The sequence below is a fragment of the Curtobacterium sp. 314Chir4.1 genome (genome assembly GCF_900215175.1).
Classification (GTDB): Bacteria; Actinomycetota; Actinomycetes; order Actinomycetales; family Microbacteriaceae; genus Curtobacterium; species Curtobacterium pusillum_A.
The window spans coordinates 501,643-525,182 of the sequence record NZ_OCMI01000003.1 but is presented as its reverse complement, the minus strand read 5'-3'; the positions used below and the strand labels follow the sequence as shown (position 1 = coordinate 525,182).

Sequence of the window (23,540 nt, the reverse complement as noted above, 5' to 3'; positions counted from 1 at the left end):
CTTCAGGACGGGTGCGGGGCGGGTGCGGGACCGGTGGACTCGCGGACGGTCAGGTGGGTGGGCAGTGCGACGGCGCCGCTCATGTGCTCACCGGGCAGTTCCTCGGCGGGGATCGCGCCGAGTCGGCCGAGCAGCATGCGGATCGCGACCCGGCCGGCGCGCTCGATGGGCGACGTCATGGTGGTGAGCGGCGGGTTGCAGAAGTCGGCGCCGAAGATGTCGTCGCAGCCGACGATGCTCATGTCCTCGGGGACGCGGACGCCGCGTTCCCGCAGTCGGGCGAGCATGCCGATCGCGATGAGGTCGTTGAAGGCGATGCAGGCGGTCGCCCCCGCGTGCACGGCGGCATCGGCGGCGGCCGCTCCGGAGTCGACGAACGGCGCGTGCGGTCCGACGCGGGCGACCCGCACGCCGAGGCGCTTGGCGACGCGCACGAGTGCCTTCCAGCGGCGTTCGTTCGACCACGAGCTGTCCGGTCCGGCGACGTAGAGGATGTCCCGGTGCCCCAGCGACACCAGGTGCTGCACGGCCTGCTCGACCCCGCCGGGGGTGTCGATCAGGACGGAGGGGACCCCGGCTGGCCGGCGGTTCACGACGACGAGCGGGGTGCGTTCGGCGAACCGGGCGATCTGCGCGTCGGAGAGTCGCGACGCGGTGAGCACGGCGCCGTCGGCCTTCCCGGCGATCGCGCTGAGGGCGGCCATCTCGGCGTCGGCGGACTCCTCGGTGTCGACGAGCAGCTGCGTCCACCCGGCGCCGGCGAGCTGGTGCTGGGTGCCACGGATGACGTCGAAGTAGAAGGGGTTCGTGATGTCGGACACCAGGACGGCGACCGCGCGGGTCCGCCCGGAGGTGAGCGCCCGCGCCTGTGAGTTCGGGACGTAGCCGAGTTCGCGGGCCGCCTGCTGGATGCGCTGCTGCGTGGTGTGGTTGACCCGGTCGGGGAGGGACAGCGCGCGGGACACGGTCGACGGGGCCACACCGGTCGCGTCGGCGATGTCGCGGATGGTCACCCGCCGGGCGGTGTCGGTGTCGGTCACGTGTCCTCCGTCGTCCGGTCGGCGCCGCGGTGCGCCGATGCAGTCTGCCGGCGCCGCGGTGCACCGATGCAGTGAACGTAGGCCGGTCTGGCAACAAGTGGCAACCGGTTGCCGGATGTTGCCATGGCGGCGACAGTGGTGTCACGCCGGGGGCACGACCCACCCGGCACCCGGGACGCAGCGTCGCTCCCGGGTGGAGGTCTCGAGGAGGAAACCCCCGCATGAGCACAGGAAGACTCAGGACACGCACCCTGATCGGTGCCGTGGCCGTGGTCGCCCTCACCGCGCTGTCCCTGCAGGGGTGCGCCGTGGTGAACGGCAGCGGTGACGACCCGAACACCCTCCGCGTCATGATGGGCGCGGACACCACCTACCCCAAGGAACGCAAGCAGTGGCAGCAGGACGTCGCCGCCGAGTTCCAGCGCACCACCGGGGCGAAGGTCCAGTGGGAGACGTACTCCTCCGCGCAGGAGGAGTTGACCGCCATCCAGACGAGCGTCATCTCCGGGCAGGGTCCTGACGTGTACGCCATCGGCAGCACGTTCACCCCCACCGCCTACGCCACCGGCGCCTTCGTCGAGATGGACGCGAAGGACTGGAAGGCCGTCGGCGGCAAGGACCAGTTCGACCCGGCGTCCTTCGGCATCTCGGGCCCGAACAGCTCGAAGCAGATCGGCATCCCGTTCGCCAGCCGTCCGTTCGTGATGGCCGTCAACAAGGACCTGCTCGCCGATGCGGGGATCACCGAGATGCCGACGACGTGGGACCAGCTCACCGCGGACGCGAAGGCCACCACCACCGGTGACCGGCACGGCCTGGCGATCGCCTACGCCGATGGCTTCGACCCGTGGAAGTTCGTCTGGGGCATGGCGCAGAACGCCGGGAACACCATCGTGTCGAAGAGCGGCAAGGCCGAGATCGACACGAAGGCCGTCGAGAACGCCTACCGCACCTACTTCGACTGGGTCACGAAGGACGGCGTCGTCGACAAGGCCGCGATCGGGTGGAACAACGCCCAGGCCCTCGCGCAGTTCACCGAGGGCAAGGCCGCGTTCTTCCCGATGACGACGACCACCGCGATCAACTCGTTCAAGAACACGCCCATCGACGGCAAGTACGAGTTCGCCCTGCTGCCGACGGTGCCGCCTGGCGCGACGTCGCGTCCGAGTGACGGCATCGAGGCCGCGAGCATCCTCTCGGGCGACAACTGGGTGGTGGCGGACTACGGCACGAAGCAGGACCTGTCGTTCGACTTCATCAAGCAGCTCAGCACGCCGAAGGCGCAGCTCGAGTACTACAAGCTCTTCGGCAACCTGCCGACGAACACCGACGCCGCGGCCCAGCTCGCGGCGGCGAACCCGCAGCTCGAGCCGATCATCGACGCCGGGAAGCTCTCGAAGCCGACCGCCTTCACCGGTGCATGGTCGGACATCCAGCTCTCGCTCGTGGACGTCGTCGTCCAGTCGATCCCGTCGCTGAAGAGCGGCGAGGTGACCGACGACCAGCTCCGGAAGCGGCTGCAGGACGCCCAGAAGGACGCCCAGTCCACGCTCGACCGGCAGAAGAACGGAGGCCTGTGATGACGCAGGTCCAGACACCCGCGCCGCGCGCGGCCGAGCAGCACGGCCGCGCGGTCCGTCCGCACGGGAAGACTCCGCTGTACAAGCGTGAGCGTCCACTCTGGATGCTCCTGCCCGGCGGCGTCCTCATGCTCGCCGTCATCGTCGTGCCGCTCCTGGTGGGCGTGTACATCGCGATGCTCGACCTCGACCAGTACACGCTGCGCCAGTGGTTCAGCGCCCCGTTCGTCGGGTTCGCGAACTTCGCCGAGGCCTTCACCGACTCGCCGCTGCTCCACTCGATCTGGATCTCGGTGTCGCTGTCGGTGCTCGTCACCGCGGTCACCGTGCCGATCGGGGTCGCCGCGGCGATCTCCACCCAGAACCGGTTCCCCGGCCGCGGACTCGTCCGGTCGATCTACCTCATCCCGTACGTGCTCCCGGCGTTCGTCGTCGGCACGTTCTTCCGGACCATGCTCCAGCCGCAGGGCGTCGTGAACTCGATCCTGCACACGGACGTGCTCTGGCTGAACGGCTCGGCGTCGTACTGGGCGCTCGCCGGCGTGATGATCTGGACGAGCTGGCCGTTCGTCTACCTGCTCTCCCTCGCCGGACTCCAGGCCGTCGACAACGAGGTGCACGAGGCCGCCGCACTGGACGGGGTGACCTGGTGGGCGAAGCTGCGCTACATCATCTTCCCGTACCTGCGCGGACCGCTGTCGCTGGCGATCATCATCTCGATCCTGCACAACATCAACAACTTCACCCTGCCGTTCGTGCTGTTCGGCATCCCGCTGCCCTCGAGCGTCGAGGTGATGCCCGTCCTGACGTACATCGCGAGCTTCCAGTCGTTCCGCTTCGGCCTGTCCGCGGCGATGGCGATCTGCTCCCTCGTGATCGTCGCCATCCCGCTGTTCGTCTACCTCCGGGCCGTCAAGCTCGACACCGGTGACGACGCCGGACCCAACCGGAAGCAGCGCCGTGCCGACCGGCGCACCCTCGCCGCAGCGACCCCGGCCGCTGCCGCCGACATCGACGGAGCCCGAGCATGAGCGCCTTCACCACCTCCACGCGGACCCGCCCCACGGCGACGCTGACCGAGAGCATCACCGCCGGCGACCGCGGCCGTCGGCACAAGCGCCCCTACGACACCGACGTCACCCGGCTGCTGCCGCGCTGGCTGCTCGTGACCGTGATCGCCGTCATCATCGCCTTCATCGCGGTGCCGGTGCTCTACATCCTGTTCGGCTCGGTGAACTCCGACGTCGCGGTCGCCCGTGGTGAGTACTTCCCCTCCGAGTTCACGCTGTCGAACTACGTCAACATCTGGTCGACGGTCGCGCTCGGGTCCGGACTGGTCAACAGCATCCTGACCGCCGGTGCCGTCGCCGTCGCGAGCGCCGCGCTCGCCGTGTCCACCGCGTACGTGCTCGTCCGCTTCCGGTTCCTCGGGCGCCTGACGATCCTCCGCGGACTCCTCGCGCTGCAGTCGATCCCGGGCACCCTCCTGCTCCTGCCCGTGTTCGTGGTGTTCTCGAACATCGCGAGCGCGACCGGGGTGCAGATCATCGGGACGCGCTGGGGACTGTTCGTCACGTACCTGACCTTCGCCCTGCCGTTCTCGACCTGGGTGATGGTCACGTACCTCCGCGGCCTGCCGAAGGAACTGGAGGAGGCGGCCCGCATCGACGGTGCGTCCTCGACGAAGATCCTCACGAAGATCGTCCTGCCGCTGTCCTGGCCGGGCATCGTCGTGTCGGCGATCTTCGCGTTCCTGCTCGGCTGGAACGACGTCCTGTTCTCGACGATCATGACGACCCCCAACACCCGCACGGTGGCGGTCGTCCTGCAGGTCCTCGGCACCACGCAGGAGGGCGGCGCCGTCCCGATCTACGGCCAGATGATGGCGGCCTCGATCGTCTGTGCGGTCCCGGTCGTCGCCCTCTACCTGATCTTCCAGCGCTACCTGGTCGGCGGTCTCACCGCCGGCTCCGTCAAGTAGCGCTGTGGAGTCCGCGGACTTGTCCACAGACCGACTGGAGGCGCGGTGCCAGCCCGCCCCGCGCCTCCAGACTGCCTTCATGAAGGGAATGCAATGACCCAGCCCAGTTGGGAGCTCTCCGGCTTCGGCGACGAGATCGACGCCGACCCCGCGATCCAGGTCGCGGTCCTCCAGGCGCTCGGCGCCAGCGCCATCGAGGTCCGCAGCGCCTGGGGCGTGAACGTCGTCGACCTCGACGAGGACCAGCGCGCCGGCCTGCACCGCCTGTTCGAGGAACGCGGGCAGACCGTCTCCGCGATCGCCTCGCCGATCGGCAAGGTCGCCGTCGACGAGCCCGTCGAGCACGAGGTCGAGCGACTCGGTCGGGCGATCGCTGCCGCACACGCGCTCGGAACGACGAACATCCGGATCTTCTCGTTCTACTTCGAGGGCCGGCAGCCCGAGGCCGTCCGCGACGACGTGCTCGTCCGGATGCGTGCCCTGGCCGACCTCGCCGAGCGCGAGGGGGTCACGCTGCTGCACGAGAACGAGAAGGACATCTACGGCGACGTCCCCGAGCGCGTGCTCGACATCGTCGAGAGCGTCGGGTCCTCGGCGCTCCGCCTGGCGTGGGACAACGCGAACTACGTGCAGTGCGGCGTCAAGCCGTTCACCGACGGCTGGGCCCGGCTCGCCCCGTACGTCGACTACCTGCAGGTCAAGGACGCCCTCGCCGCCGACTCCTCCGTGGTGCCCGCGGGCGAGGGCGACGGCGAGCTCCTGGAGACGCTCACCGCGCTCCGCGACGCCGGGTACTCCGGCTACGCCTCACTCGAGCCGCACCTCAGCGACTTCACCCACCTCGGCGGGTTCTCCGGTCCCGCGGCCTTCGGTCGCGCCGGCCGCGCCTTCCGCACCCTCACCGACCAGATCGGAGTCACCCTGCGATGACCACCCCACTGAAGTTGGCAGTCGTCGGCGCCGGCGTCATCGGACGCCACCACGCCAAGGTCGCCGTCCACCACCCGGACCTGCAGGTCGTCGCCCTCGTCGACGCCGTCCCCGCCGCGGCCACCAGCGCAGCCGACGAGATCGAGGCGATGGGCGTCCCCCGTCCGATCACCACCGAGACCATCGAGGAAGCGATCGCGCAGACCGACATCGACGTCGTCGCGATCTGCTCGCCGTCCGGCATGCACGTGCAGCTGGCCGAGGCCGCCCTGGCCGCCGGCAAGCACGTCGTCATCGAGAAGCCGCTCGACACCACGATGCCCCGGGCCCGGCAGATCGCCGCGCTCGCCGCCTCCGCTCGGTCGCGTGGCCTCGTCACGAGCGTCATCAGCCAGCACCGCTTCGACCCGGCGTCCGCCGCCGTCGCCGCAGCCGCCCACGACGGCGGCTTCGGCACGGTGACCTCGGGCCTGGCGAGCGTCGCCTGGTACCGGTCGCAGGGCTACTACGACTCCGGCGACTGGCGCGGCACCTGGGCGCTCGACGGCGGCGGTGCGGTGATGAACCAGGGCGTGCACACCGTCGACCTGCTCGTCTGGGCACTCGGGCGTCCGGTCGAGATCTCGGCGCAGACCGGGCTGCTCGCACACGACCGCATCGAGGTCGAGGACACCGCCGTCGCCACCGTCCGGTTCGCCGGCGGCGCGCTCGGGGTCATCCACTGCACGACCGCGGCGTACCCGGGCCTCTCCGCCCGATACGCCGTGTACGGCACGCACGGGTCCGCGATCGTCGACGACGACCGGCTCGCGTACTTCCACATCGCCCCGGACAGCGCGACGCTCGAGTCCGCCTCGACGACCTCGAACGCCTCCGCGGTCGAGGGGGCAGTCGACCAGAAGGACCAGGTCGTCCCGCCGGAGCACGTCGTCGGCGGCCCGGCCGAACCCGACCACTTCGCCGCCGGACACGGGCGGCAGTACACCGACATCGTCGCCGCGATCCGTGAGGGCCGTGACCCCGGCGTGACCGTCGACGCAGCCCTCGTGTCCCTCGCCACCGTCCGCGGCCTCTACGTCAGCGCGACGCTCGGCAAGCCCGTCCGGATCGACGACGTGATCGAGGGGGCGTACGACGACGTCGTCCCCGTCGTCGGCGCACACGCAGCAGAAGGAGCCACCCGATGAAGTTCTCCGTGTTCACCGCGTCCACCCCCGACTGGACTCCGTCGCAGGCCGCCTCGACGCTGGCCGAGCAGGGCTGGGACGGCATCGAGTGGCGCATCGTCGACGACCGCCCCGCCGACGGCGCCGAGGTGCCCAGCGGTCGGTCGTTCTGGGCCGGCAACAACTCGACGTGGCAGTTTACCGGCATCGAGGACCAGGTCGGCGAGATCGCCCGGATCACCGACGCAGCCGGGCTGGAGTACTCCGGCATCGGCGGGTACCAGCAGGCGTCGAACCGCGACGGCGTCGACACGATGCTGCGCGTGACGAGCGAGCTCGGTGCCCGCCAGGTCCGGGTCTCGATGCCGATGTACCGGCAGGAGAAGGAGCGTACGGGGGAGACCTACGCGCAGATCTTCGACCGCACCCGCGCCGACCTCGAGTGGGCGGTGTCCCGTGCGACGGAACTCGGGGTGAAGGCCCTCGTCGAACTGCACCACATGACGATCACGCCCTCGGCGTCGGCGGCGCTCCGGCTCGTCGACGGGCTCGACCCGGCGCACGTCGGGGTCATCCACGACCTCGGGAACCTCGTGATCGAGGGACAGGAGGACCACCTCGCCGCGTTCGAGCTCCTCGGCCCGTACCTCGCGCACGCCCACGTGAAGAACGCCCGCTGGGTCGACACCGGCGACACCCGGGCCGACGGCAGCACCGTCTGGCAGAACGAGTGGGCGCCCCTCCGCACCGGCCAGGCATCGGTGTCCGAGTACCTCGACGCCCTGCGCCAGGTCGGCTACGACGGCTGGGTCACCATCGAGGACTTCTCCACCGACCTCCCGCTCGAGGCCCGGACCGCCGACAACCTCGCGTACCTGCGGTCCCTGGTCCCGGTGTCGGCATGACCGACCGCCGCCCCGGCATCGTCCACCTCGGGGTGGGTGCCTTCGCGCGCGCCCACCTCGCCTGGTACACGCAGCACGCGGGTGAGTGGGGCATCACCGCCTTCACGGGCCGGTCGCCGGCCGTCGCCGACGCGCTGGTGGCCCAGGGCTGCCGGTACACGCTCGTCACGCGTGCCGCGTCGGGTGACGACGCCGCCGTGGTCGACGCGATCGTGGCGGCGCACCCCGGCAGCGACGACACGGCCTGGAGGCACGCGGTCGCCTCCCCGGAGACGACCATCGTCACGCTGACGGTCACCGAGCAGGGCTACCGGTCCGGATCCGACGTCCCGGCCCGTCTGGTCGCGGGGCTCGACGCACGGCGTGCCGCCGGCTCCGGTCGGATCGCGCTGGTCAGCCTCGACAACCTGACCCACAACGGCGAGGTCCTGCGTGAGGCCGTCCTCGGTGCGGCCGCCGATCCCGGACTGCGCTCGTGGATCGAGGCGCACGTGTCGTTCCCGTCGTCGATGGTGGACCGGATCACCCCCGCCACCACCGAGGCCGACGTCGCTGACCTCGCTGCGCTGCCGGGAGCGCTCGACGGCGACCGGGTGCCGGTCGTCACCGAGCCGTTCTCGGAGTGGGTGCTCGAGGGCGCCTTCGACGGCATCGACCGACCCGCGTGGCAGACAGCCGGGGTCCGCATCGTCGACGACGTCACGCCGTACGAGCAACGGAAGCTCTGGCTGCTGAACGGCTCGCACTCCCTGCTCGCCTACCTCGGCCTGCAGCTCGGCCACGAGACCGTCGCCTCCGCGATGGACGATCCGGTCTGCCGCGCGGCCGTCGAAGAGCTCTGGGACGAAGCGGCCCGCGAACTCCCGCTGCCCGCGGCCGAGATCACCGCGGCACGCGACGCCCTGGTCGAGCGGTTCGCGAACCCCCGCATCCGGCACACCCTGCGGCAGATCGCGTCCGGCGGGTCCGAGAAGCTCCCCGTCCGGGTCGTCGACGTGCTCCGGCACCGGCTCGCCCGGGACCCGTCCGCCGGCATCGGCCCCGGTGCCGCGACCGCCATCGCGGCGTGGTGGCTGCACCTGACCGAGCAGCCCGACCTGGTGAGCGACGACGGAGCCCCCGGGGCAGACTCGGACGTGCACGACGTGCTGCGCGTCATCGCCCCCGACCTCGACACCGAAGCGACCGCGACGGCGGTGACGGCCGCCGCCGACCGCATCCGTGCCAGCACCACCACCCGCACCGACGAAGGAGTCCCCGCATGACCGACACGACCACGAACCCCGCGGCCCCGGTGCCGGGTGCGGCGGACACGGGTGCCGCGAGCGACCCGACCGCCGGGCGTCCGGACACGTGGGCGTCCACGGACCGCGGCCAGCTCATCGAGCGCGCCGAGGTCATCGTGACCAGCCCGAACCGGAACTTCGTCACGCTGAAGATCACGACCGTCGACGGGGTGACGGGCCTCGGTGACGCGACGCTCAACGGGCGCGAGCTCGCCGCCGCCGCGTACCTGTCCGAGCACGTCGTCCCGCTCCTCATCGGTCGGGACGCCAGCCGCATCGAGGACGCCTGGCAGTTCCTCTACCGGTCGTCGTACTGGCGCCGCGGTCCCGTCACGTTGGCCGCGATCGCCGCCGTCGACATGGCGCTCTGGGACATCAAGGGCAAGGTCGCGGGGATGCCCGTGTACCAGCTGCTCGGTGGGGCGTCCCGCACCGGGCTGATGGCGTACGGGCACGCGTCGGGCAAGGAGTTGCCGGAGCTGTTCGACTCCATCCGGGAGCACCAGGCCGAGGGCTACCGGTCGATCCGCGTGCAGACGGGCGTGCCAGGGCTGGAGAGCATCTACGGCATCGCGTCGAACAAGACGACGGCCGGCAACGACGGCGTCCGGTACGACTTCGAGCCGGCGCAGCGAGGGGCGTTCCCGGCGATGGAGGACTGGGACACCCGGGCGTACCTGCGCCACGTGCCGACCGTGTTCGAAGCCGTCCGCAACGAGTTCGGCCCCGAGCTGCCGCTGCTGCACGACGGCCACCACCGCATGACCCCGCTGCAGGCCGCGAAGCTCGGCAAGTCGCTCGAGCCGTACGACCTGTTCTGGCTCGAGGACTGCACCCCCGCCGAGAACCAGGAGGCGCTGAAGCTCGTCCGGCAGCACACCACGACGCCGCTCGCGATCGGCGAGGTCTTCAACACGATCTGGGACTTCAAGGACATCATCCGTGACCAGCTCATCGACTACGTCCGCGGCGCCGTCACGCACATGGGTGGGATCAGCCCCCTGAAGAAGACGATGGACTACGCGGCGATGTACCAGATCAAGTCCGGGTTCCACGGACCGACCGACATCTCGCCGGTGGGCCTCGCGGCGCAGATGCACCTCGGGCTCGCGATCCACAACTTCGGCATCCAGGAGTACATGCAGCACGGCCCGAAGACGAACCAGGTGTTCCGGCAGACCTTCACCTTCACCGACGGGTACCTGCACCCCGGCGACGAACCCGGCCTCGGCGTCTCGCTCGACGTCGACGAGGCGGGCAAGTACCCGTACGAACAGGCCTACCTCCCGTTCAACCGGCTCGCCGACGGCACCGTCCACGACTGGTAACGGGCAAGCTGGGCCGCATGGGGTTCGCGGACGTGGCGAGGGAACTGCTCCTCGTCGCGCCCGCGGACTTCGTGGCCGAACGGACCGCACGGCAGCGGGCGGCCCGGAAGGACGACCGCGAGCTCGCGACGGCGATCGGTGCACTCCGGAAGCCGGCCCCGGCTGCGTGGGTGATCGACCTGCTGGCGAGTGAGGCCGCGCTCGACGACGCCGTCGACCTCGGACCCGCGCTGCGGCAGGCCCAGGCGGATGCCGACCCGGCCGAGATCGCCACGCTCCGGCGGCAGCGGTCCGACGTCGTCGGAGCACTCGCGCAGGCCGGCGCCGACCTCGCCGAGCAGGCAGGGCACCCGGTGACGACGGCGGTGCTCGACCAGGTGCGGGCGACGATCGAGGCGGCGATGGCCGACCCACACGCCGGTGCCGCCGTCCGGTCGGGGCTGCTCGTCCGGCCGCTCGAGAGCGTGGGGTTCGACGACGTCGACCTCGACGGGGCACTCGCGGATCCCGACGCGGTGCCGGACGCCTGGTCCGGCAGCGACGCGCCTCCGATCCCCATCGAGGACGCGCGCCGATCCCGGAAGGCGAGCCGCGCCTCCAGGCCCGCTCCCGCACGGGAACCGAAGCCCGCCCCGCAACGCGAGCCGAAGACCGACCCGGCGGCGGAACGTCGCGCTGCCCGCGCAGCCGAAGCCGAGGCCCGCACGGCGTCCCGCGAGGCCGATGCCGCGCTCGACCGGGCGGAGGGCGAACTCGAAGCCGCCGAGGACCGGCGCGCCGAGCTCGAACGCGCCCTCGCGGACGCGACCGCCGAGGTCGAACGACTCGAGCGCAGCCGCGACGAGGCCGAGGCTGCGAGCGACCGCGCACGCGACGCGTTCACCGCGGCCCGGAAGCGACGCCGGACGTAGACCGAGAGCCGCATTCCGTCCTGCGCCCGGTCGGGGCCGAGCGTGCCCGTTCCTTCCCATGACGGTCGAGATAGCACGCGGATTCGCGCGTACCGAGTCGAAAGAAACGACCAGGCACGCCCGGAACGACCCGCCGTGCCCGGAACGGCCAGGCACGCCCGGAACGACCCGCCGTGCCCGGAACGGCCAGGTACGCCCGGAACGACCCGCCATGCTCGGAACGACCCACTACCCGCGGACGGGCCCCGCCGCCCGCATCGTTACGCAACAGTTGTCGTTCTTGACGCCGTGCGTTGGAGCGGTCTAATCTCGGGCACCACGCTTCGGGCCGGCGATGGTCCGCCGGGTCCGCCCTGCGATCAGCACGGGGCGGCCCGGGTACAGGACTCGCATCATCGCCGACGCGCCACCTGCCCGCAGCCACCGCGCGGGCAGGTGGTGCGCGGCGCGCGGCGCACCCCGGAGACATGCCGCGATGCCGGGTCGAGCACTCCGGGGCCCCTCCAGGAGAGACGACACATGTCGGAACCCCGCACCGCCAGCACCACCACCCTCACGCCGCCGAACGGCGTCATCGCACCCGAGTCCGGCACCGCCGCACCACCACCGCCGGCCGCCGCCGCCCGCGAGGGACTCCTCGCCCGCCTCGGCATCCCGCACCCCCTGCGCTGGGGCTTCCTCGGCGTGCTCGTCTTCATGACGGGCGACGGCATCGAGTCGAACTTCATCTCGCCGCACATCGCCGGGGTCCTGGGCAGCGGCGGGACCGACAGTGCCGCGATGATCATCGGCATCTACGGCGTCGCGGTCCTCGTCGCGTCGTACTTCGCCGGCGTCCTGTCGGAGCTGTGGGGTCCACGCCGCGTCATGACCATCGGCGCGGTGCTCTGGGTCGTGTTCCAGGTCGCGTTCCTCGCGGCGCTGCCCACGGCGTCGGTCGGACTCATCGCGCTGACGTACTTCCTCCGCGGCCTCGGCTTCCCGCTGTTCGCGTTCTCGTTCCTCTGCTGGATCAACCACACGGTCGCCCGGGAGCGGAACGCCACCGCCGTCGGCTGGTTCTACGTCGTGTTCACCGGCGGCCTGCCGACGCTCGGCTCGCTCATCGCCATCGGCACGATCCCCGCGTTCGGCGGAGGCTCGCTCGGTGAGACCTGGTCGATGGCGGCGTCGCTCGTCTTCGTCGTCGCCGGCTGGCTGATCGTCCGTTTCGGCGTCCACGAGTCCACGGGCCTCCGTCGGATCGCCCCGCGTGAGCACTCGGCGGCCCGGGTCATCGCGTCCGGCATCGAGGTCTGCATCCGTCGCCCCAAGGTGCTGCTGGCCGTGGTGATCCGGCTCGTCAACACGGCGCCGGAGTTCGGCATGTTCGTGATCATGCCGGCGATCATCGGCACCGAGCTCGGCTGGGGCCAGTCGAAGTGGCTGACGATGACCGTGATCGTCTACGCGGGCAACATCCTCTTCAACGCGTTCTTCGGTGCGCTCGGCGACCGCATCGGCTGGATCCGCACCGTGAAGTGGTTCGGCATCGCGGCCTCCGCGGTGGGGCTCCTCGCCTGGTGGTACGTGCCGCACCTCGTGCCGGCGGGCTCCGAGTGGGGCTTCTGGCTGGCGACGGCGGCCGGCACGGTGTTCGGCATCATGCTCGCCGGCTTCACCCCGATGGGCGCGATCGTCCCGGCCTTCGCGGGTGAGGAGCGGCGCGGCCCGGCGATGGCGATGTACGCGACCGCAGCCGGCGGCGCGACCTTCCTCGGCAACGCCGTCGTCAGTGCGGTCCTGCCCTGGGGCGGCCCCGGCGGGGTGGTCTGGACCTTCGTCCTCCTGTACGTCCTCGCGTTCGTGGTCCTGTGCTTCCTCAAGGTGCCGAGGGGCGCGGAGGCCGCCGGTCACTAGGCGACCAGCGGACGGCCTGGCGTGTCCCGCTCGGCGGCGACGCGGAGCGTCGCGCGGGACACGCCGACCGAGCCTGCGAGGGAGGACGGGGCGGCGCCGCCCCGCGCCTCCAGGCCGACCTGTACCCACGTCCAGGGCGTGGGCCGACACGCCCGGACCGGTGCTGCTAGACTCGGTGACTGACTTCGGCGAGGGCCGCGCATGCGCGGCCGTGATCGACGCGGTGGGAGAGCCGGCCCAGTCCTGGGAGCGTTCCTCACGCGTGTACGCGTTCGAGTTGCAACACCACAGACCCCCACGATGCCGGCACCCCGGTGTCGCCCCCGAGACCAGGAGACATCATGGCCGACTACACCAAGCTCGCAGCGGAAGTCCGCACCAAGTTCGGCAAGGGCGCTGCTCGCAAGCTCCGTGCCGCCGACAAGATCCCCGCGGTCGTCTACGGCCACGGCACCGAGCCCAAGCACATCACCCTCCCGGGTCACGAGACCATGCTGCTCGTCCGTACCGCCAACGCGGTCGTCGACCTCGACATCGAGGGTGCTGCCCAGCTCGCCCTCGTCAAGGACGTCCAGCGTGACCCGGTGCGCCAGATCATCGAGCACATCGACCTCGTGGTCCTCCGCCGCGGCGAGAAGGTCACGGTCGACGTGCCCGTCGTCGTCGAAGGCGAGTCCTTCTCCGGCACCATCCACGTGCAGGACCTCAACACGGTCTCGCTGCTCGTGCTCGCGACCGACATCCCCGAGCACGTCGTGGTCGACGTCGAGGGCCTCGAGGACGGCACGCAGATCCACGCCTCGCAGCTCACCCTGCCCGAGGGTGCCGAGCTCGAGACCGACGGCGAGGCCCTCGTCGTCGCGATCGTCACCCCGCGTGGCACCGCTGACGACGACGCCGCCGACGAGGCAGCCGCCGAGGCCGGCGCCGAAGCCGGTGCCGAGGGCGGCTCCGCCCCGGTCGACGGCGAGTAACACCCCCTTCGCGGACATCTGGTCGACGCTGTGGCGGATCGCACCCTGATCGTGGTCGGGCTCGGGAACCCCGGGCCCGGCTACGCGGGGAACCGTCACAACGTCGGCCAGATGGTCCTCGACGAGCTCGCCGCCCGGATGGGCGCGACGTTCAAGAAGCACAAGACGCCGAACCAGGTCGCCGAGGGGCGCCTGGTCCCCGGCGGCCCGAAGCTCGTGCTCGCCAAGCCGGGGTCGTTCATGAACACCTCCGGCGGCCCGGTGTCGAGCGTGCTCGGGTTCTACAGCGCCACCCCGGAGTCGCTCGTCGTCGTGCACGACGAACTCGACCTGCCGTTCGACACCGTGCGGCTCAAGGGCAGCGGCGGGCACGGCGGGCACAACGGCCTGCGCGACATCATCAAGGCGACCGGGACGAACGAGTTCACCCGCGTGCGGATCGGCATCGGCCGACCCCCGGGGCGACAGGACCCGGCCGACTACGTGCTGCGTGACTTCTCGCCGACCGAGAAGAAGACGCTGCCGAACCTGCTCGCCGACGGCGCGGACGCCGTCGAGGCGATCGCGGACCTCGGGCTCCTCGCCGCGCAGCAGCGGGTGCACGCCCCGTCCTGATCGTTGTCGGTCGTGGCCGGTACCATCTCCTGAGTGACGATCTCGGGCATCATCCCTGCGCTCTCGCGCGCCTCCGCGTTCGATCGCGTCCTCCGCACCGCGAACCGCGACGCCGACTTCTCGGTCGTCGACGGCCTGCGCGTGCCGCTGCTGGGCGCGCTCCTCGCCGAGCGGAACGGGCCGCAGTGCCTCTTCGTGGTCACGGCCACCGGGCGTGAGGCCGAAGCGGTCCGCGACGCACTCGGCAGCTACCTGCCCGAAGCCGACGTCCTCGAGTTCCCGGCGTGGGAGACTCTGCCCCACGAACGGCTCAGCCCGAGCGCGCAGACCGTGGGCACGCGCATCGCCACGCTCCGGAAGCTCGCCGCGTGGCAGGACGCCGCACCGGGGGAACGCCGCACCACCGTCGTCGTGGCCAGCGTCCGCGCGGCGCTGCAGCCGATCGCGGGCAACCTGACCTCGCTCGCACCGGTCGTGCTGCGGACGGACTCCCGGGGCAACGACCTCGGCACGATCGCCGGGCAGCTCGTCGACATGGCGTACGCCCGGGTCGACCTGGTCACCCGCCGTGGTGAGTTCGCGGTACGCGGTGGCATCCTCGACGTCTTCCCGCCGACCGCCGACCACCCCGTGCGCGTCGACTTCTTCGGCGACGAGATCGAGGCGATCAAGGCGTTCTCCGTGGCGGACCAGCGCACCACGGACGACGAGCTCGGCACGGTCGAGCTCACCGCCTCCCGCGAACTCCTGCTGAGCGACGACGTCCGGCAGCGTGCCCGCGAGATGCTGCACGAGTTCCCGAACCTGTCCCAGATGCTCGCGAAGATCGCCGAGGGCATCCCGGTGGAGGGCATGGAGTCGCTCGCCCCCGCCCTCGTGCAGGACCTCGTGCCCGTGACGCACTACCTGCCGACCGACGCCGTCATCACGGTGCTCGGGCCGGAGCGGGTCAGCGGGCGCGCGCACAGCCTCGCCGAGACGAACACCGAGTTCCTGCAGGCCGCGTGGAGCGCCGCGGTCGCCGGTGCCCAGGCGCCGATCGACCTCGACGCCGGCAACTTCCTCTCGGTGCAGCAGCTGAAGAACGGCCGCGGGCAGCGCACCTGGTGGACGGTGTCGCCGTTCGACTCCGGGCTGGACGAGGGCGACTCCGAGCGCGTCCTCACCGACGCCGAAGCAGTGGCTGAGGCCGGGGACTACATCCGCGTCCGGGCCGAGGCGATCCCGAGCTTCGCCGGCAGCGCGGACGGGGCGATCGCGCACGTCAAGCAGCTCACCGACGACGGATGGGCCGTCGTGGTGACCGCCCAGGGCCAGGGGCTCGTCGAACGGGCGGTGCAGGTGCTCGCCGACGCCGGCGTCGCAGCCCGGGCCGAAGCCCTCACCGCGCCTCCCGAGCCCGGCGTCGCCATCGTCACGACCGCCGCCGTCGAGCACGGCTTCGCCACCCCGGATCCACGCATCGCGGTCCTCAGCGAGGCCGAGTTCTACGGTCGCAGCGTCCAGCAGGGCGCCCGCACGGTCAAGAAGCTCGCGAGCCGGCGGAAGAACGTCGTCGACCCGCTGCAGCTCAAGCCGGGCGACGTCGTCGTGCACGCCACGCACGGCATCGGCAAGTTCGTCGAGCTCGTCTCGCGCGAGGTGTCCAGCGGTGGCCGCAACGCCGTGAAGACGCAGCGCGAGTACCTCGTGCTCGAGTACGCGCCGTCCAAGCGCGGCTACCCGGGCGACAAGCTGTTCGTGCCCACCGACCAGCTCGACCAGCTCTCGCGGTACGTCGGCGGCGAGTCCCCGACCCTGTCGAAGATGGGCGGCAGCGACTGGTCCGCGGCGAAGAGCAAGGCGCGGAAGGCCGTCCGCGACATCGCCGTCGACCTCGTGAAGCTGTACTCGGCGCGCATGGCGTCGAAGGGGCACGCGTTCGGCCCGGACACCCCGTGGCAGCGTGAGCTGGAGGAAGCGTTCCCGTTCGCCGAGACCGCCGACCAGCTCACCACCATCGACGAGATCAAGCGCGACATGGAGCGGCCGATCCCGATGGACCGACTGCTCTCCGGGGACGTCGGCTACGGCAAGACCGAGGTCGCGATCCGCGCCGCGTTCAAGGCCGTGCAGGACGGCAAGCAGGTCGCCGTGCTCGTCCCCACGACGCTCCTCGTCCGCCAGCACATGGAGACCTTCCAGGAGCGCTTCGCTGGATTCCCGGTGCACCTCCGGGCGCTGAGCCGCTTCCAGACCGAGAAGGAGTCGAAGGAGACCATCGCGGGCCTCGCCGACGGCACCGTCGACATCGTCATCGGCACCCACCGGATCCTGTCGCAGAACATCCAGTTCAAGGACGTCGGCCTCGTCATCATCGACGAGGAACAGCGGTTCGGCGTCGAGCACAAAGACCAGCTCAAGAAGCTCAAGACGAACGTCGACGTCCTGGCGATGTCGGCGACCCCGATCCCGCGGTCGCTCGAGATGGCGGTGACCGGCATCCGCGAGATGTCCACGCTGGCCACCCCGCCGGAGGACCGGCACCCGATCCTCACGTTCGTCGGCCCCCAGTCGGACCTGCAGGTCGCCGCCGCGATCCGCCGCGAACTCCTCCGCGAGGGCCAGGTGTTCTACGTGCACAACCGCGTCAAGGACATCCAGTCGGTCGCGGCGCACCTCGCCGAGATAGTGCCGGACGCCCGGATCGCGGTCGCCCACGGGCAGATGTCCGAGTCGACGCTCGAGCAGGTCATGGTCGACTTCTGGGAGCGCCGGTTCGACGTCCTCGTGTCGACCACGATCGTCGAGACCGGCCTCGACATCGCGAACGCGAACACGCTCATCATCGACAAGGCGGACAAGTACGGCCTGTCCCAGCTGCACCAGCTGCGCGGCCGCGTCGGTCGTGGCCGGGAGCGCGGCTACGCGTACTTCCTCTACGACGCCGACAAGCCGCTGTCCGAGACCGCGCAGGACCGCCTCGAGACCATCGCGGCGAACAACGAGCTCGGCGCGGGCATGCAGGTCGCCATGAAGGACCTCGAGCTCCGCGGCGCGGGCAACCTGCTCGGCGGCGAGCAGTCCGGACACATCGCGGGCGTCGGGTTCGACCTCTACCTCCGCATGATCGGTGAGGCCGTCTCGCAGTTCCGCGGGGACGTCGCCGAGGGGCAGACCGAGCTCCGGCTCGAGATCCCCGTCGACGCCCACATCCCCGAGGACTACGTCGAGTCCGAACGGCTCCGGCTCGAGGCGTACCAGAAGCTCTCCGCCGCCTCCGCCCCGGCGGCGCAGGCGGAGGGGATCGACATGGTGCTCGACGAGCTCACCGACCGCTACGGGCAGCCGCCGCAGCCGGTGCTCACCCTGGTCGAGGTCTCGCGCCTCCGGCGGATGGCGCAGCAGGTCGGCCTGTCCGACGTCGTCGTGATGGGGTCGAACCTGCGGGTCGCGGGCAAGGAGCTCCCGGACTCGGCGCAGGTGCGGCTCAAGCGGATGTTCCCGGGCGCCCGGTGGTTCCCACAGCAGGACGCCGCGAGCATCCCGTTGCCGAAGCCGCACGGCGAGACCCTGCCGGACGACGCCCTGATCCAGTGGGTCGAGAGCATCCTGACGGCGGTGTACGGGGCGTCGAAGGCGCCCGCCGAGACGCCGGCCGCGTAGCGCGCGCGGGCCGTGGAACGCGCCTGACGACGGACTGGAGGCGCGGTGCGGGCTGGCACCGCGCCTCCAGTCCATTGGTGCGCGCGTCCACGGCGCGCGATCCTGTCGAGGGCGCGTGGTGGCGCGGACGTCGTGCGACATCTCCGACGTCGTGCGACATCGGAGATGTCGCAGCCGCGCGTTCGCAACCGCCCGCGTCCGCGAGGAGCGACTTCGTCGCTGTCGTACGACAGCGACGAAGTCGCTCTGAGTCGGCGGACCACCCGTCCCGCCGCACGCACCGCGCGGAGCGGTCTACTCGGTGGCCTCGGCCTCGGAGAGCTCGCGTCGCGCCCGGTAGCGGCGCGCCCGCAGGCTGACCACCACGGCCGACGCGACGATCGCGATGCCCGAGCCGACCAGGACCGCGAGCACGCCCTCGTCGAGGAGCTCCTCGTTCGCGGCGAACGCCAGCTCGTTCATGAGCAACGACACCGTGAAGCCGATGCCGCCGAGGACACCGACCGTGACGATCGACCAGAAGGACAGCGTCGACCGCCCGGGAGCCCGGAAGATCCGCGTCGCGACCGCCCCGAACAGCGTGATGCCGATCACCTTGCCGACCGGCAGCGCGAGCACGACGGCCCAGAACGTGGGGGAGAGCTCGCCGATCCCCACGGCCGGCACCACGACCGCGGCCGAGGCGAACGCGAACAGCGGCAGCACGATCGCGTTGGACCACGGCTCGACGTTCTCGTGCAGGGTGTGACCGGGGCGGCGGGGGAGGGTGAGGCCCAGGGCGACGCCGGCGATCGTCGCGTGCACGCCCGAGTGGTAGACGAGCCACCACGTCAGGAGTCCGAGCACGACCATGCCCGCGATGACCCACGCCTGGCCGGGACGGCCGGGGCGCAGGGCCTTGCCGAGCAGCCAGAACACCGCGAGCACCACGACCGCACCGGCGAGCGCGAGGAAGTCGGTGTCGTGGGCGAACACCACGGCGATGATGACGATCGCGATGAGGTCGTCCAGCACCGCGAGGGCGAGCAGGAACACCCGGAGCGTCGACGGCAGGCCGCGGCCGAACATCGCGAGGACCCCGAGGGCGAATGCGATGTCCGTCGCGGTCGGGATCGGCCAGCCGTGACCGTACGGCGTGCCGGCCGTCACCGCGAGGTAGATGCCGGCGGGGACGAGCACGCCGCCGACGGCCGCGATCGCCGGGATGACCGCCGTCTTCGGGTTGGACAGTTCGCCGGCGACGAGCTCGTGCTTCAGCTCGATCGCGACGAGCAGGAAGAACACCGCGAGCAGGCCGTCGCTGATCCAGTGCGACACCGACAGGTCGAGGCCGACCGCACCCCACGGCGCGTGGACGTGCAGGAGGTGCTCGAGGCCGGGGCCGAGCGGCGAGTTCGCGACGACCAGGCCGAGGACGGCCGCGGTGAGGAGTGCGATGGCGCTGAAGCGGGGGGAACGGACGAGTGCCGACATGGAGCTCCGTTGAAGTGGGATCGGGTGATGGTCCGTCGACCAGACTTCCCGACACGCCACGTCCAGTATACCGGTCACGTGCAGCCGGCGTCCAGGCATCGCGGCGTGACACGATGACGACATGACCGCCGTCTCGGACCTCGTCGAAGTCGTCGACCGCCTGCTCGCCCCGTCCGGTGGGTGCGTGTGGAACCGGGCGCAGACGCACGCCACGCTCGCACGGTACGCCGTCGAGGAGTCGTACGAGCTCGTCGACGCGATCGACGACGGCGACCCGGAGGAACTGCGGGAAGAGCTCGGCGACGTGCTCTACCAAGTGGTGCTGCACGCGGGTCTCGCGGAGTCGTTCGACCTGGAGGACGTGGCCGCCGGTGCACGCGACAAGATGGTCCGCCGCCACCCGCACGTGTTCGGGGACGAGCACGCGGACACCGTGGAGGACGTCGTCCGGGTCTGGCGCGCGGCGAAGGCGGCGGAGAAGTCCACGCGGCGGAGCCTGTTCGACGGGGTGCCGCGGGCGATGCCACCGCTCGAGCGGGCGGTGAAGCTGCTCGAACGCCTGGAGGAACGTGGGGACGCCGCCACGGTCGTCGCGTCGGTCGTGGCGGACGTCCAGGGCGACGTGGTTGCGTCGGACGGTCCGGACCCGGGTGCCGACGGCGCCGGCAGCGGCACCGTCGACCGCTCGTGGGGTGCGGCGCTGCTCGCGTCGGTCGCGGCGGCGCGGGACGCCGGGGTCGATCCGATCGCGAGCCTGCGTGCTGCGGTCGCCGACCTGGAGACGGCCGGTCGCACGGGCGACTGATCGAGGGAGGAGTGCCGTCCGCGCGCACCGCAGCGGTGCGGTGTCCGGGTGCGCGGACGGCGAGAGAGTGCGGGCGTCCTCCCAACCCGAAAAAAGGAGGACGCCCGCGAGCGGGCAGACGGCACCACCAGGGATAGAGGTGCCGGCAGGGAAGCCCGCTCGAACCGCGGGGCACACTGCAGCACGTTGCCCACGCGATCGGTCCGACGAATGGATTAGGCACCCGCCGTACCGAGGTTCTGGATTCAGAATATCATTTGGTCAGACCGTGCGCAACCCCGAGTTGCCCGTCTGCCAGAATTGCGGCATGGCTTCGACCGTGACGGCACCCCGTGGCATGCGTGACTTCCTCCCGGCGGACAAGGCCCGGCGCGAGCACGTGCTCGGTGTGATCCGCGGCGTGTACGCCCGGCACGGGTTCGACGAGATCGAGACCCCCGTCGTCGAGGACGCGGCACGCCTGCACTCGGGCCTCGGCGGCGACAACGAGAAGCTCGCGTTCGCGGTCATGAAGCGCGGGCTCTCCACCGAGGACCTCCAGCGCGCGCAGGCACCGCTCGACCTCGCCGACCTCGGGCTCCGGTTCGACCTCACCGTGCCGCTCGCCCGGTTCTACGCCTCGCACCGCGCCGAACTGCCGTCGGTGTTCCGGTCCGTGCAGATCGCGCCGGTCTGGCGGGCCGAGCGTCCGCAGAAGGGGCGCTACCGGCAGTTCGTGCAGTGCGACATCGACATCCTCGGCGAACCCGGGCAGCTCGCCGAGATCGAGCTCATCCGGGCCACGACGGCGGCACTCGACGCGCTGGGGATCGCCGACACCACGATCCGGATCAACGACCGCCGGGTCCTGCTGGCGCTCCTCGCCTCGTGGGGGATCACCGAACCGGGCGCCGCGGACCGGGCGCTCATCACGATCGACAAGCTCGACAAGATCGGCCCGGACGGCGTCGCGGCGGAACTGCGGGAGACCGTCGGCGCCGAGCTCCCCGGGCTCGAGGACACGATCCGCGCGCTCGAGTCCGCCGACTGGGACTCTGTTGCTGGAGCCGAGTGGCTCGACGCCGACGCGTTCGACGACCTGCTGCGCCTGCGATCGGCGCTCCCAGGGGTCGACCTGCGCTTCGACCCGACGCTGGTCCGGGGCATGGGGTACTACACCGGGACGATCTTCGAGGTGGCGCACCCGGACTTCGGGTACAGCCTCGGCGGCGGCGGCCGGTACGACGGCATGATCGGCCGGTTCCTCGGCCAGGACGTGCCCGCGGTCGGGTTCTCCCTCGGCTTCGAGCGTCTCGTGGACCTCGTCACGCTGCCGGAGTCCGCCGAGTCCGACGCCGTCGTGCTCGTGTACGACAAGGACGTCGACCCGGTCCGCCTCGCCGCGCTCAAGGCCGAGGCGCTCGAGTCGCACCGTCGTGTCCGGCTCGAACGGCGCACGAAGAACACGAAGAACCTGCTCGCCGGGCTCGTCGAGCAGGGCTTCGACGCGTTCGCCTCCGTGCGTGCGGACACCGAGAGGCTCGAGGGCGTCGAGTTCCGGCCGTTGGCCTGAGTTCTGCACAGCGGGCGTCATGCGCGCCTGGCGTTCACCCGGCGTCGGTAGGATCGGTCCCGCAATCACCACAACCGAACGTGTAGGGAGTACCCCGTGGCCGTGATCGATGCCGTAGGAGCACGCGAAGTCCTCGATTCCCGAGGCAACCCGACGGTCGAGGTCGAGGTCCTCCTCGACGACGGCGTCGTGTCCCGCGCGCTCGTCCCCTCCGGTGCCTCCACCGGTGCGTTCGAGGCGTACGAACTCCGTGACGGAGACAAGGCCCGCTACGGCGGCAAGGGCGTCCTCAAGGCCGTCGACGCCGTCCTCGACGAGATCGGCCCGGCGCTCGAGGGCTTCGACGCCACCGACCAGCGCCTCGTCGACGCCGCGCTCATCGAGCTCGACGGCACCGAGAACAAGTCCCGCCTCGGCGCGAACTCGATCCTCGGCGCCTCGCTCGCCGTGGCCCGTGCCGCCGCCGACTCGGCAGACCTGCCACTGTTCCGCTACCTCGGTGGCCCGAACGCGCACACGCTGCCCGTGCCGCTGATGAACGTCGTCAACGGTGGCGCGCACGCCGACACCAACGTCGACATCCAGGAGTTCTTCCTGGTGCCCTACGGCGCCGAGTCCTTCTCCGAGGCACTCCGCTGGGGTGTCGAGACCTACCACGCCCTCAAGGGCGAGCTGAAGAAGCAGGGCCTGGCGACCGGCCTCGGCGACGAGGGCGGCTTCGCGCCCGAGCTCGCGTCGAACCGTGCCGCGCTCGACTTCCTCCTCGCCGCGATCGAGAAGGCCGGCTTCACCCCGGGCAAGGACATCGCGCTTGGGCTCGACGTCGCCTCGACCGAGTTCTTCAACGACGGCAAGTACTCGTTCGAGGGCAAGCAGCTCTCGAGCGAGGAGTTCACGGCGTACTTCGCCGAGCTCGTCCGCGACTACCCGCTCGCCACGATCGAGGACCCGCTGGCCGAGGACGACTGGGCCGGGTGGACCCACCTCACCGCCGAGCTCGGCGACAAGGTGCAGATCGTCGGCGACGACCTGTTCGTCACGAACCCGAAGCGGCTGCAGCGCGGCATCGACGAGAAGGCCGCGAACTCGATCCTCGTCAAGGTGAACCAGATCGGCACCCTGACCGAGACCCTCGACGCCGTGTCCCTGGCACACCGCCACGGCCTCACGTCGATCCTGTCGCACCGCTCCGGCGAGACCGAGGACACCACCATCGCCGACATCGCGGTGGCGGTCGACGGCGGCCAGATCAAGACCGGCGCCCCGGCCCGCTCGGACCGCGTCGCGAAGTACAACCAGCTGCTCCGCATCGAGGAAGAGCTCGGCGACGCCGCGGTCTACGCGGGCCGCTCGGCATTCCCCCGCTCGGCTGCCCTGTAGCCAGCGCGCCCCACGAGACGCCGTCCTCCTCCGGGAGGGCGGCGTCTCGTCGTTCCCGCGCGGCCGCGCG

The 23,540-nt window shown here is 71.1% G+C and carries 18 protein-coding genes; 16 read left to right on the top strand and 2 right to left on the bottom strand.

Annotation, left to right across the window (positions count from 1 at the left end; genetic code table 11):
• Positions 1 to 2: 2 nt before the first annotated feature.
• Positions 3 to 1,040, bottom strand: a complete 1,038-nt coding sequence (locus CRP27_RS11440; RefSeq protein ID WP_097180769.1) for a LacI family DNA-binding transcriptional regulator — start codon at positions 1,038 to 1,040, stop codon at positions 3 to 5.
• Between the two features lie 221 nt (positions 1,041 to 1,261).
• On the opposite strand from CRP27_RS11440, the gene CRP27_RS11435 reads away from it, so the two are divergent.
• The 13 genes from CRP27_RS11435 (at position 1,262) to mfd (ending at position 18,260) form a co-directional block, all read left to right on the top strand.
• Entirely contained in the window at positions 1,262 to 2,620 is a 1,359-nt protein-coding gene (locus CRP27_RS11435) for an ABC transporter substrate-binding protein (protein ID WP_097180768.1), read from the top strand.
• On the top strand, positions 2,620 to 3,651 hold the full coding sequence (locus CRP27_RS11430; protein ID WP_097180767.1) for a carbohydrate ABC transporter permease: 1,032 nt from the start codon (positions 2,620 to 2,622) through the stop codon (positions 3,649 to 3,651). Before CRP27_RS11435 ends, CRP27_RS11430 begins: the two co-directional genes overlap by 1 nt.
• On the top strand, positions 3,648 to 4,601 hold the full coding sequence (locus CRP27_RS11425) for a carbohydrate ABC transporter permease (RefSeq protein ID WP_176505568.1): 954 nt from the start codon (positions 3,648 to 3,650) through the stop codon (positions 4,599 to 4,601). The genes CRP27_RS11430 and CRP27_RS11425 overlap by 4 nt, the downstream gene beginning before the upstream one ends.
• Before the next feature lie 93 nt (positions 4,602 to 4,694).
• Positions 4,695 to 5,531 carry a sugar phosphate isomerase/epimerase gene (locus tag CRP27_RS11420; protein ID WP_097180766.1) on the top strand — a complete coding sequence of 279 codons (837 nt, stop codon included), beginning with the start codon at positions 4,695 to 4,697 and terminating at the stop codon, positions 5,529 to 5,531.
• Positions 5,528 to 6,718, top strand: coding sequence for a Gfo/Idh/MocA family protein (locus tag CRP27_RS11415; protein ID WP_097180765.1), 1,191 nt, complete (start codon positions 5,528 to 5,530; stop codon positions 6,716 to 6,718). The genes CRP27_RS11420 and CRP27_RS11415 overlap by 4 nt, the downstream gene beginning before the upstream one ends.
• A complete protein-coding gene (locus tag CRP27_RS11410; RefSeq protein WP_097180764.1) occupies positions 6,715 to 7,602 on the top strand; it encodes a sugar phosphate isomerase/epimerase in 888 nt (295 codons plus the stop codon). Before CRP27_RS11415 ends, CRP27_RS11410 begins: the two co-directional genes overlap by 4 nt.
• Positions 7,599 to 8,867: a mannitol dehydrogenase family protein gene (locus tag CRP27_RS11405; protein WP_097180763.1), complete on the top strand. Its 1,269-nt coding sequence runs from the start codon at positions 7,599 to 7,601 to the stop codon at positions 8,865 to 8,867. Before CRP27_RS11410 ends, CRP27_RS11405 begins: the two co-directional genes overlap by 4 nt.
• The gene (gene manD / locus CRP27_RS11400; RefSeq protein WP_255257550.1) at positions 8,864 to 10,216 is read left to right on the top strand and encodes a D-mannonate dehydratase ManD; all 1,353 of its coding nucleotides are present in this window, start codon (positions 8,864 to 8,866) and stop codon (positions 10,214 to 10,216) included. Before CRP27_RS11405 ends, manD begins: the two co-directional genes overlap by 4 nt.
• Positions 10,217 to 10,233: 17 nt before the next feature.
• The gene (locus CRP27_RS11395; protein ID WP_097180762.1) at positions 10,234 to 11,127 is read left to right on the top strand and encodes a hypothetical protein; all 894 of its coding nucleotides are present in this window, start codon (positions 10,234 to 10,236) and stop codon (positions 11,125 to 11,127) included.
• A gap of 519 nt (positions 11,128 to 11,646) precedes the next feature.
• The gene (locus CRP27_RS11390; RefSeq protein ID WP_097180761.1) at positions 11,647 to 13,026 is read left to right on the top strand and encodes an RbtT/DalT/CsbX family MFS transporter; all 1,380 of its coding nucleotides are present in this window, start codon (positions 11,647 to 11,649) and stop codon (positions 13,024 to 13,026) included.
• Positions 13,027 to 13,367: 341 nt separating this feature from the next.
• Positions 13,368 to 14,000: a 50S ribosomal protein L25/general stress protein Ctc gene (locus CRP27_RS11385; RefSeq protein WP_097180760.1), complete on the top strand. Its 633-nt coding sequence runs from the start codon at positions 13,368 to 13,370 to the stop codon at positions 13,998 to 14,000.
• A gap of 30 nt (positions 14,001 to 14,030) precedes the next feature.
• On the top strand, positions 14,031 to 14,615 hold the full coding sequence (gene pth / locus CRP27_RS11380) for an aminoacyl-tRNA hydrolase (RefSeq protein WP_097180759.1): 585 nt from the start codon (positions 14,031 to 14,033) through the stop codon (positions 14,613 to 14,615).
• A 33-nt stretch (positions 14,616 to 14,648) separates the two neighbouring features.
• Positions 14,649 to 18,260 carry a transcription-repair coupling factor gene (gene mfd / locus CRP27_RS11375; RefSeq protein ID WP_097180758.1) on the top strand — a complete coding sequence of 1,204 codons (3,612 nt, stop codon included), beginning with the start codon at positions 14,649 to 14,651 and terminating at the stop codon, positions 18,258 to 18,260.
• Between the two features lie 294 nt (positions 18,261 to 18,554).
• Here mfd and nhaA read toward each other — a convergent pair whose 3' ends face one another.
• The gene (gene nhaA, locus CRP27_RS11370) at positions 18,555 to 19,733 is read right to left on the bottom strand and encodes a Na+/H+ antiporter NhaA (protein ID WP_097180757.1); all 1,179 of its coding nucleotides are present in this window, start codon (positions 19,731 to 19,733) and stop codon (positions 18,555 to 18,557) included.
• A 121-nt stretch (positions 19,734 to 19,854) separates the two neighbouring features.
• Between nhaA and CRP27_RS11365 the strand changes: the two genes are divergently transcribed.
• The 3 genes from CRP27_RS11365 (at position 19,855) to eno (ending at position 23,470) form a co-directional block, all read left to right on the top strand.
• Positions 19,855 to 20,538: a MazG family protein gene (locus tag CRP27_RS11365; RefSeq protein ID WP_097180756.1), complete on the top strand. Its 684-nt coding sequence runs from the start codon at positions 19,855 to 19,857 to the stop codon at positions 20,536 to 20,538.
• Between the two features lie 307 nt (positions 20,539 to 20,845).
• Complete coding sequence (hisS, locus tag CRP27_RS11360; RefSeq protein ID WP_097180755.1) at positions 20,846 to 22,090, top strand: histidine--tRNA ligase; 1,245 nt, start codon at positions 20,846 to 20,848, stop codon at positions 22,088 to 22,090.
• A 96-nt stretch (positions 22,091 to 22,186) separates the two neighbouring features.
• The gene (eno, locus tag CRP27_RS11355; protein ID WP_079238360.1) at positions 22,187 to 23,470 is read left to right on the top strand and encodes a phosphopyruvate hydratase; all 1,284 of its coding nucleotides are present in this window, start codon (positions 22,187 to 22,189) and stop codon (positions 23,468 to 23,470) included.
• Positions 23,471 to 23,540: the final 70 nt, after the last annotated feature.

Excerpts from the sequence above, each read along its gene's own strand:
- CRP27_RS11435 (WP_097180768.1), top strand. The coding sequence starts at position 1,262 with ATGAGCACAGGAAGACTCAGGACACGCACCCTGATCGGTGCCGTGGCC.
- hisS (WP_097180755.1), top strand. The coding sequence starts at position 20,846 with ATGGCTTCGACCGTGACGGCACCCCGTGGCATGCGTGACTTCCTCCCG.
- CRP27_RS11410 (WP_097180764.1), top strand. The coding sequence starts at position 6,715 with ATGAAGTTCTCCGTGTTCACCGCGTCCACCCCCGACTGGACTCCGTCG.
- CRP27_RS11405 (WP_097180763.1), top strand. The coding sequence starts at position 7,599 with ATGACCGACCGCCGCCCCGGCATCGTCCACCTCGGGGTGGGTGCCTTC.
- CRP27_RS11425 (WP_176505568.1), top strand. The coding sequence starts at position 3,648 with ATGAGCGCCTTCACCACCTCCACGCGGACCCGCCCCACGGCGACGCTG.
- manD (WP_255257550.1), top strand. The coding sequence starts at position 8,864 with ATGACCGACACGACCACGAACCCCGCGGCCCCGGTGCCGGGTGCGGCG.
- CRP27_RS11390 (WP_097180761.1), top strand. The coding sequence starts at position 11,647 with ATGTCGGAACCCCGCACCGCCAGCACCACCACCCTCACGCCGCCGAAC.
- CRP27_RS11430 (WP_097180767.1), top strand. The coding sequence starts at position 2,620 with ATGACGCAGGTCCAGACACCCGCGCCGCGCGCGGCCGAGCAGCACGGC.
- CRP27_RS11420 (WP_097180766.1), top strand. The coding sequence starts at position 4,695 with ATGACCCAGCCCAGTTGGGAGCTCTCCGGCTTCGGCGACGAGATCGAC.
- nhaA (WP_097180757.1), bottom strand. The coding sequence starts at position 19,733 with ATGTCGGCACTCGTCCGTTCCCCCCGCTTCAGCGCCATCGCACTCCTC.
- CRP27_RS11385 (WP_097180760.1), top strand. The coding sequence starts at position 13,368 with ATGGCCGACTACACCAAGCTCGCAGCGGAAGTCCGCACCAAGTTCGGC.
- CRP27_RS11365 (WP_097180756.1), top strand. The coding sequence starts at position 19,855 with ATGACCGCCGTCTCGGACCTCGTCGAAGTCGTCGACCGCCTGCTCGCC.
- CRP27_RS11395 (WP_097180762.1), top strand. The coding sequence starts at position 10,234 with ATGGGGTTCGCGGACGTGGCGAGGGAACTGCTCCTCGTCGCGCCCGCG.
- CRP27_RS11415 (WP_097180765.1), top strand. The coding sequence starts at position 5,528 with ATGACCACCCCACTGAAGTTGGCAGTCGTCGGCGCCGGCGTCATCGGA.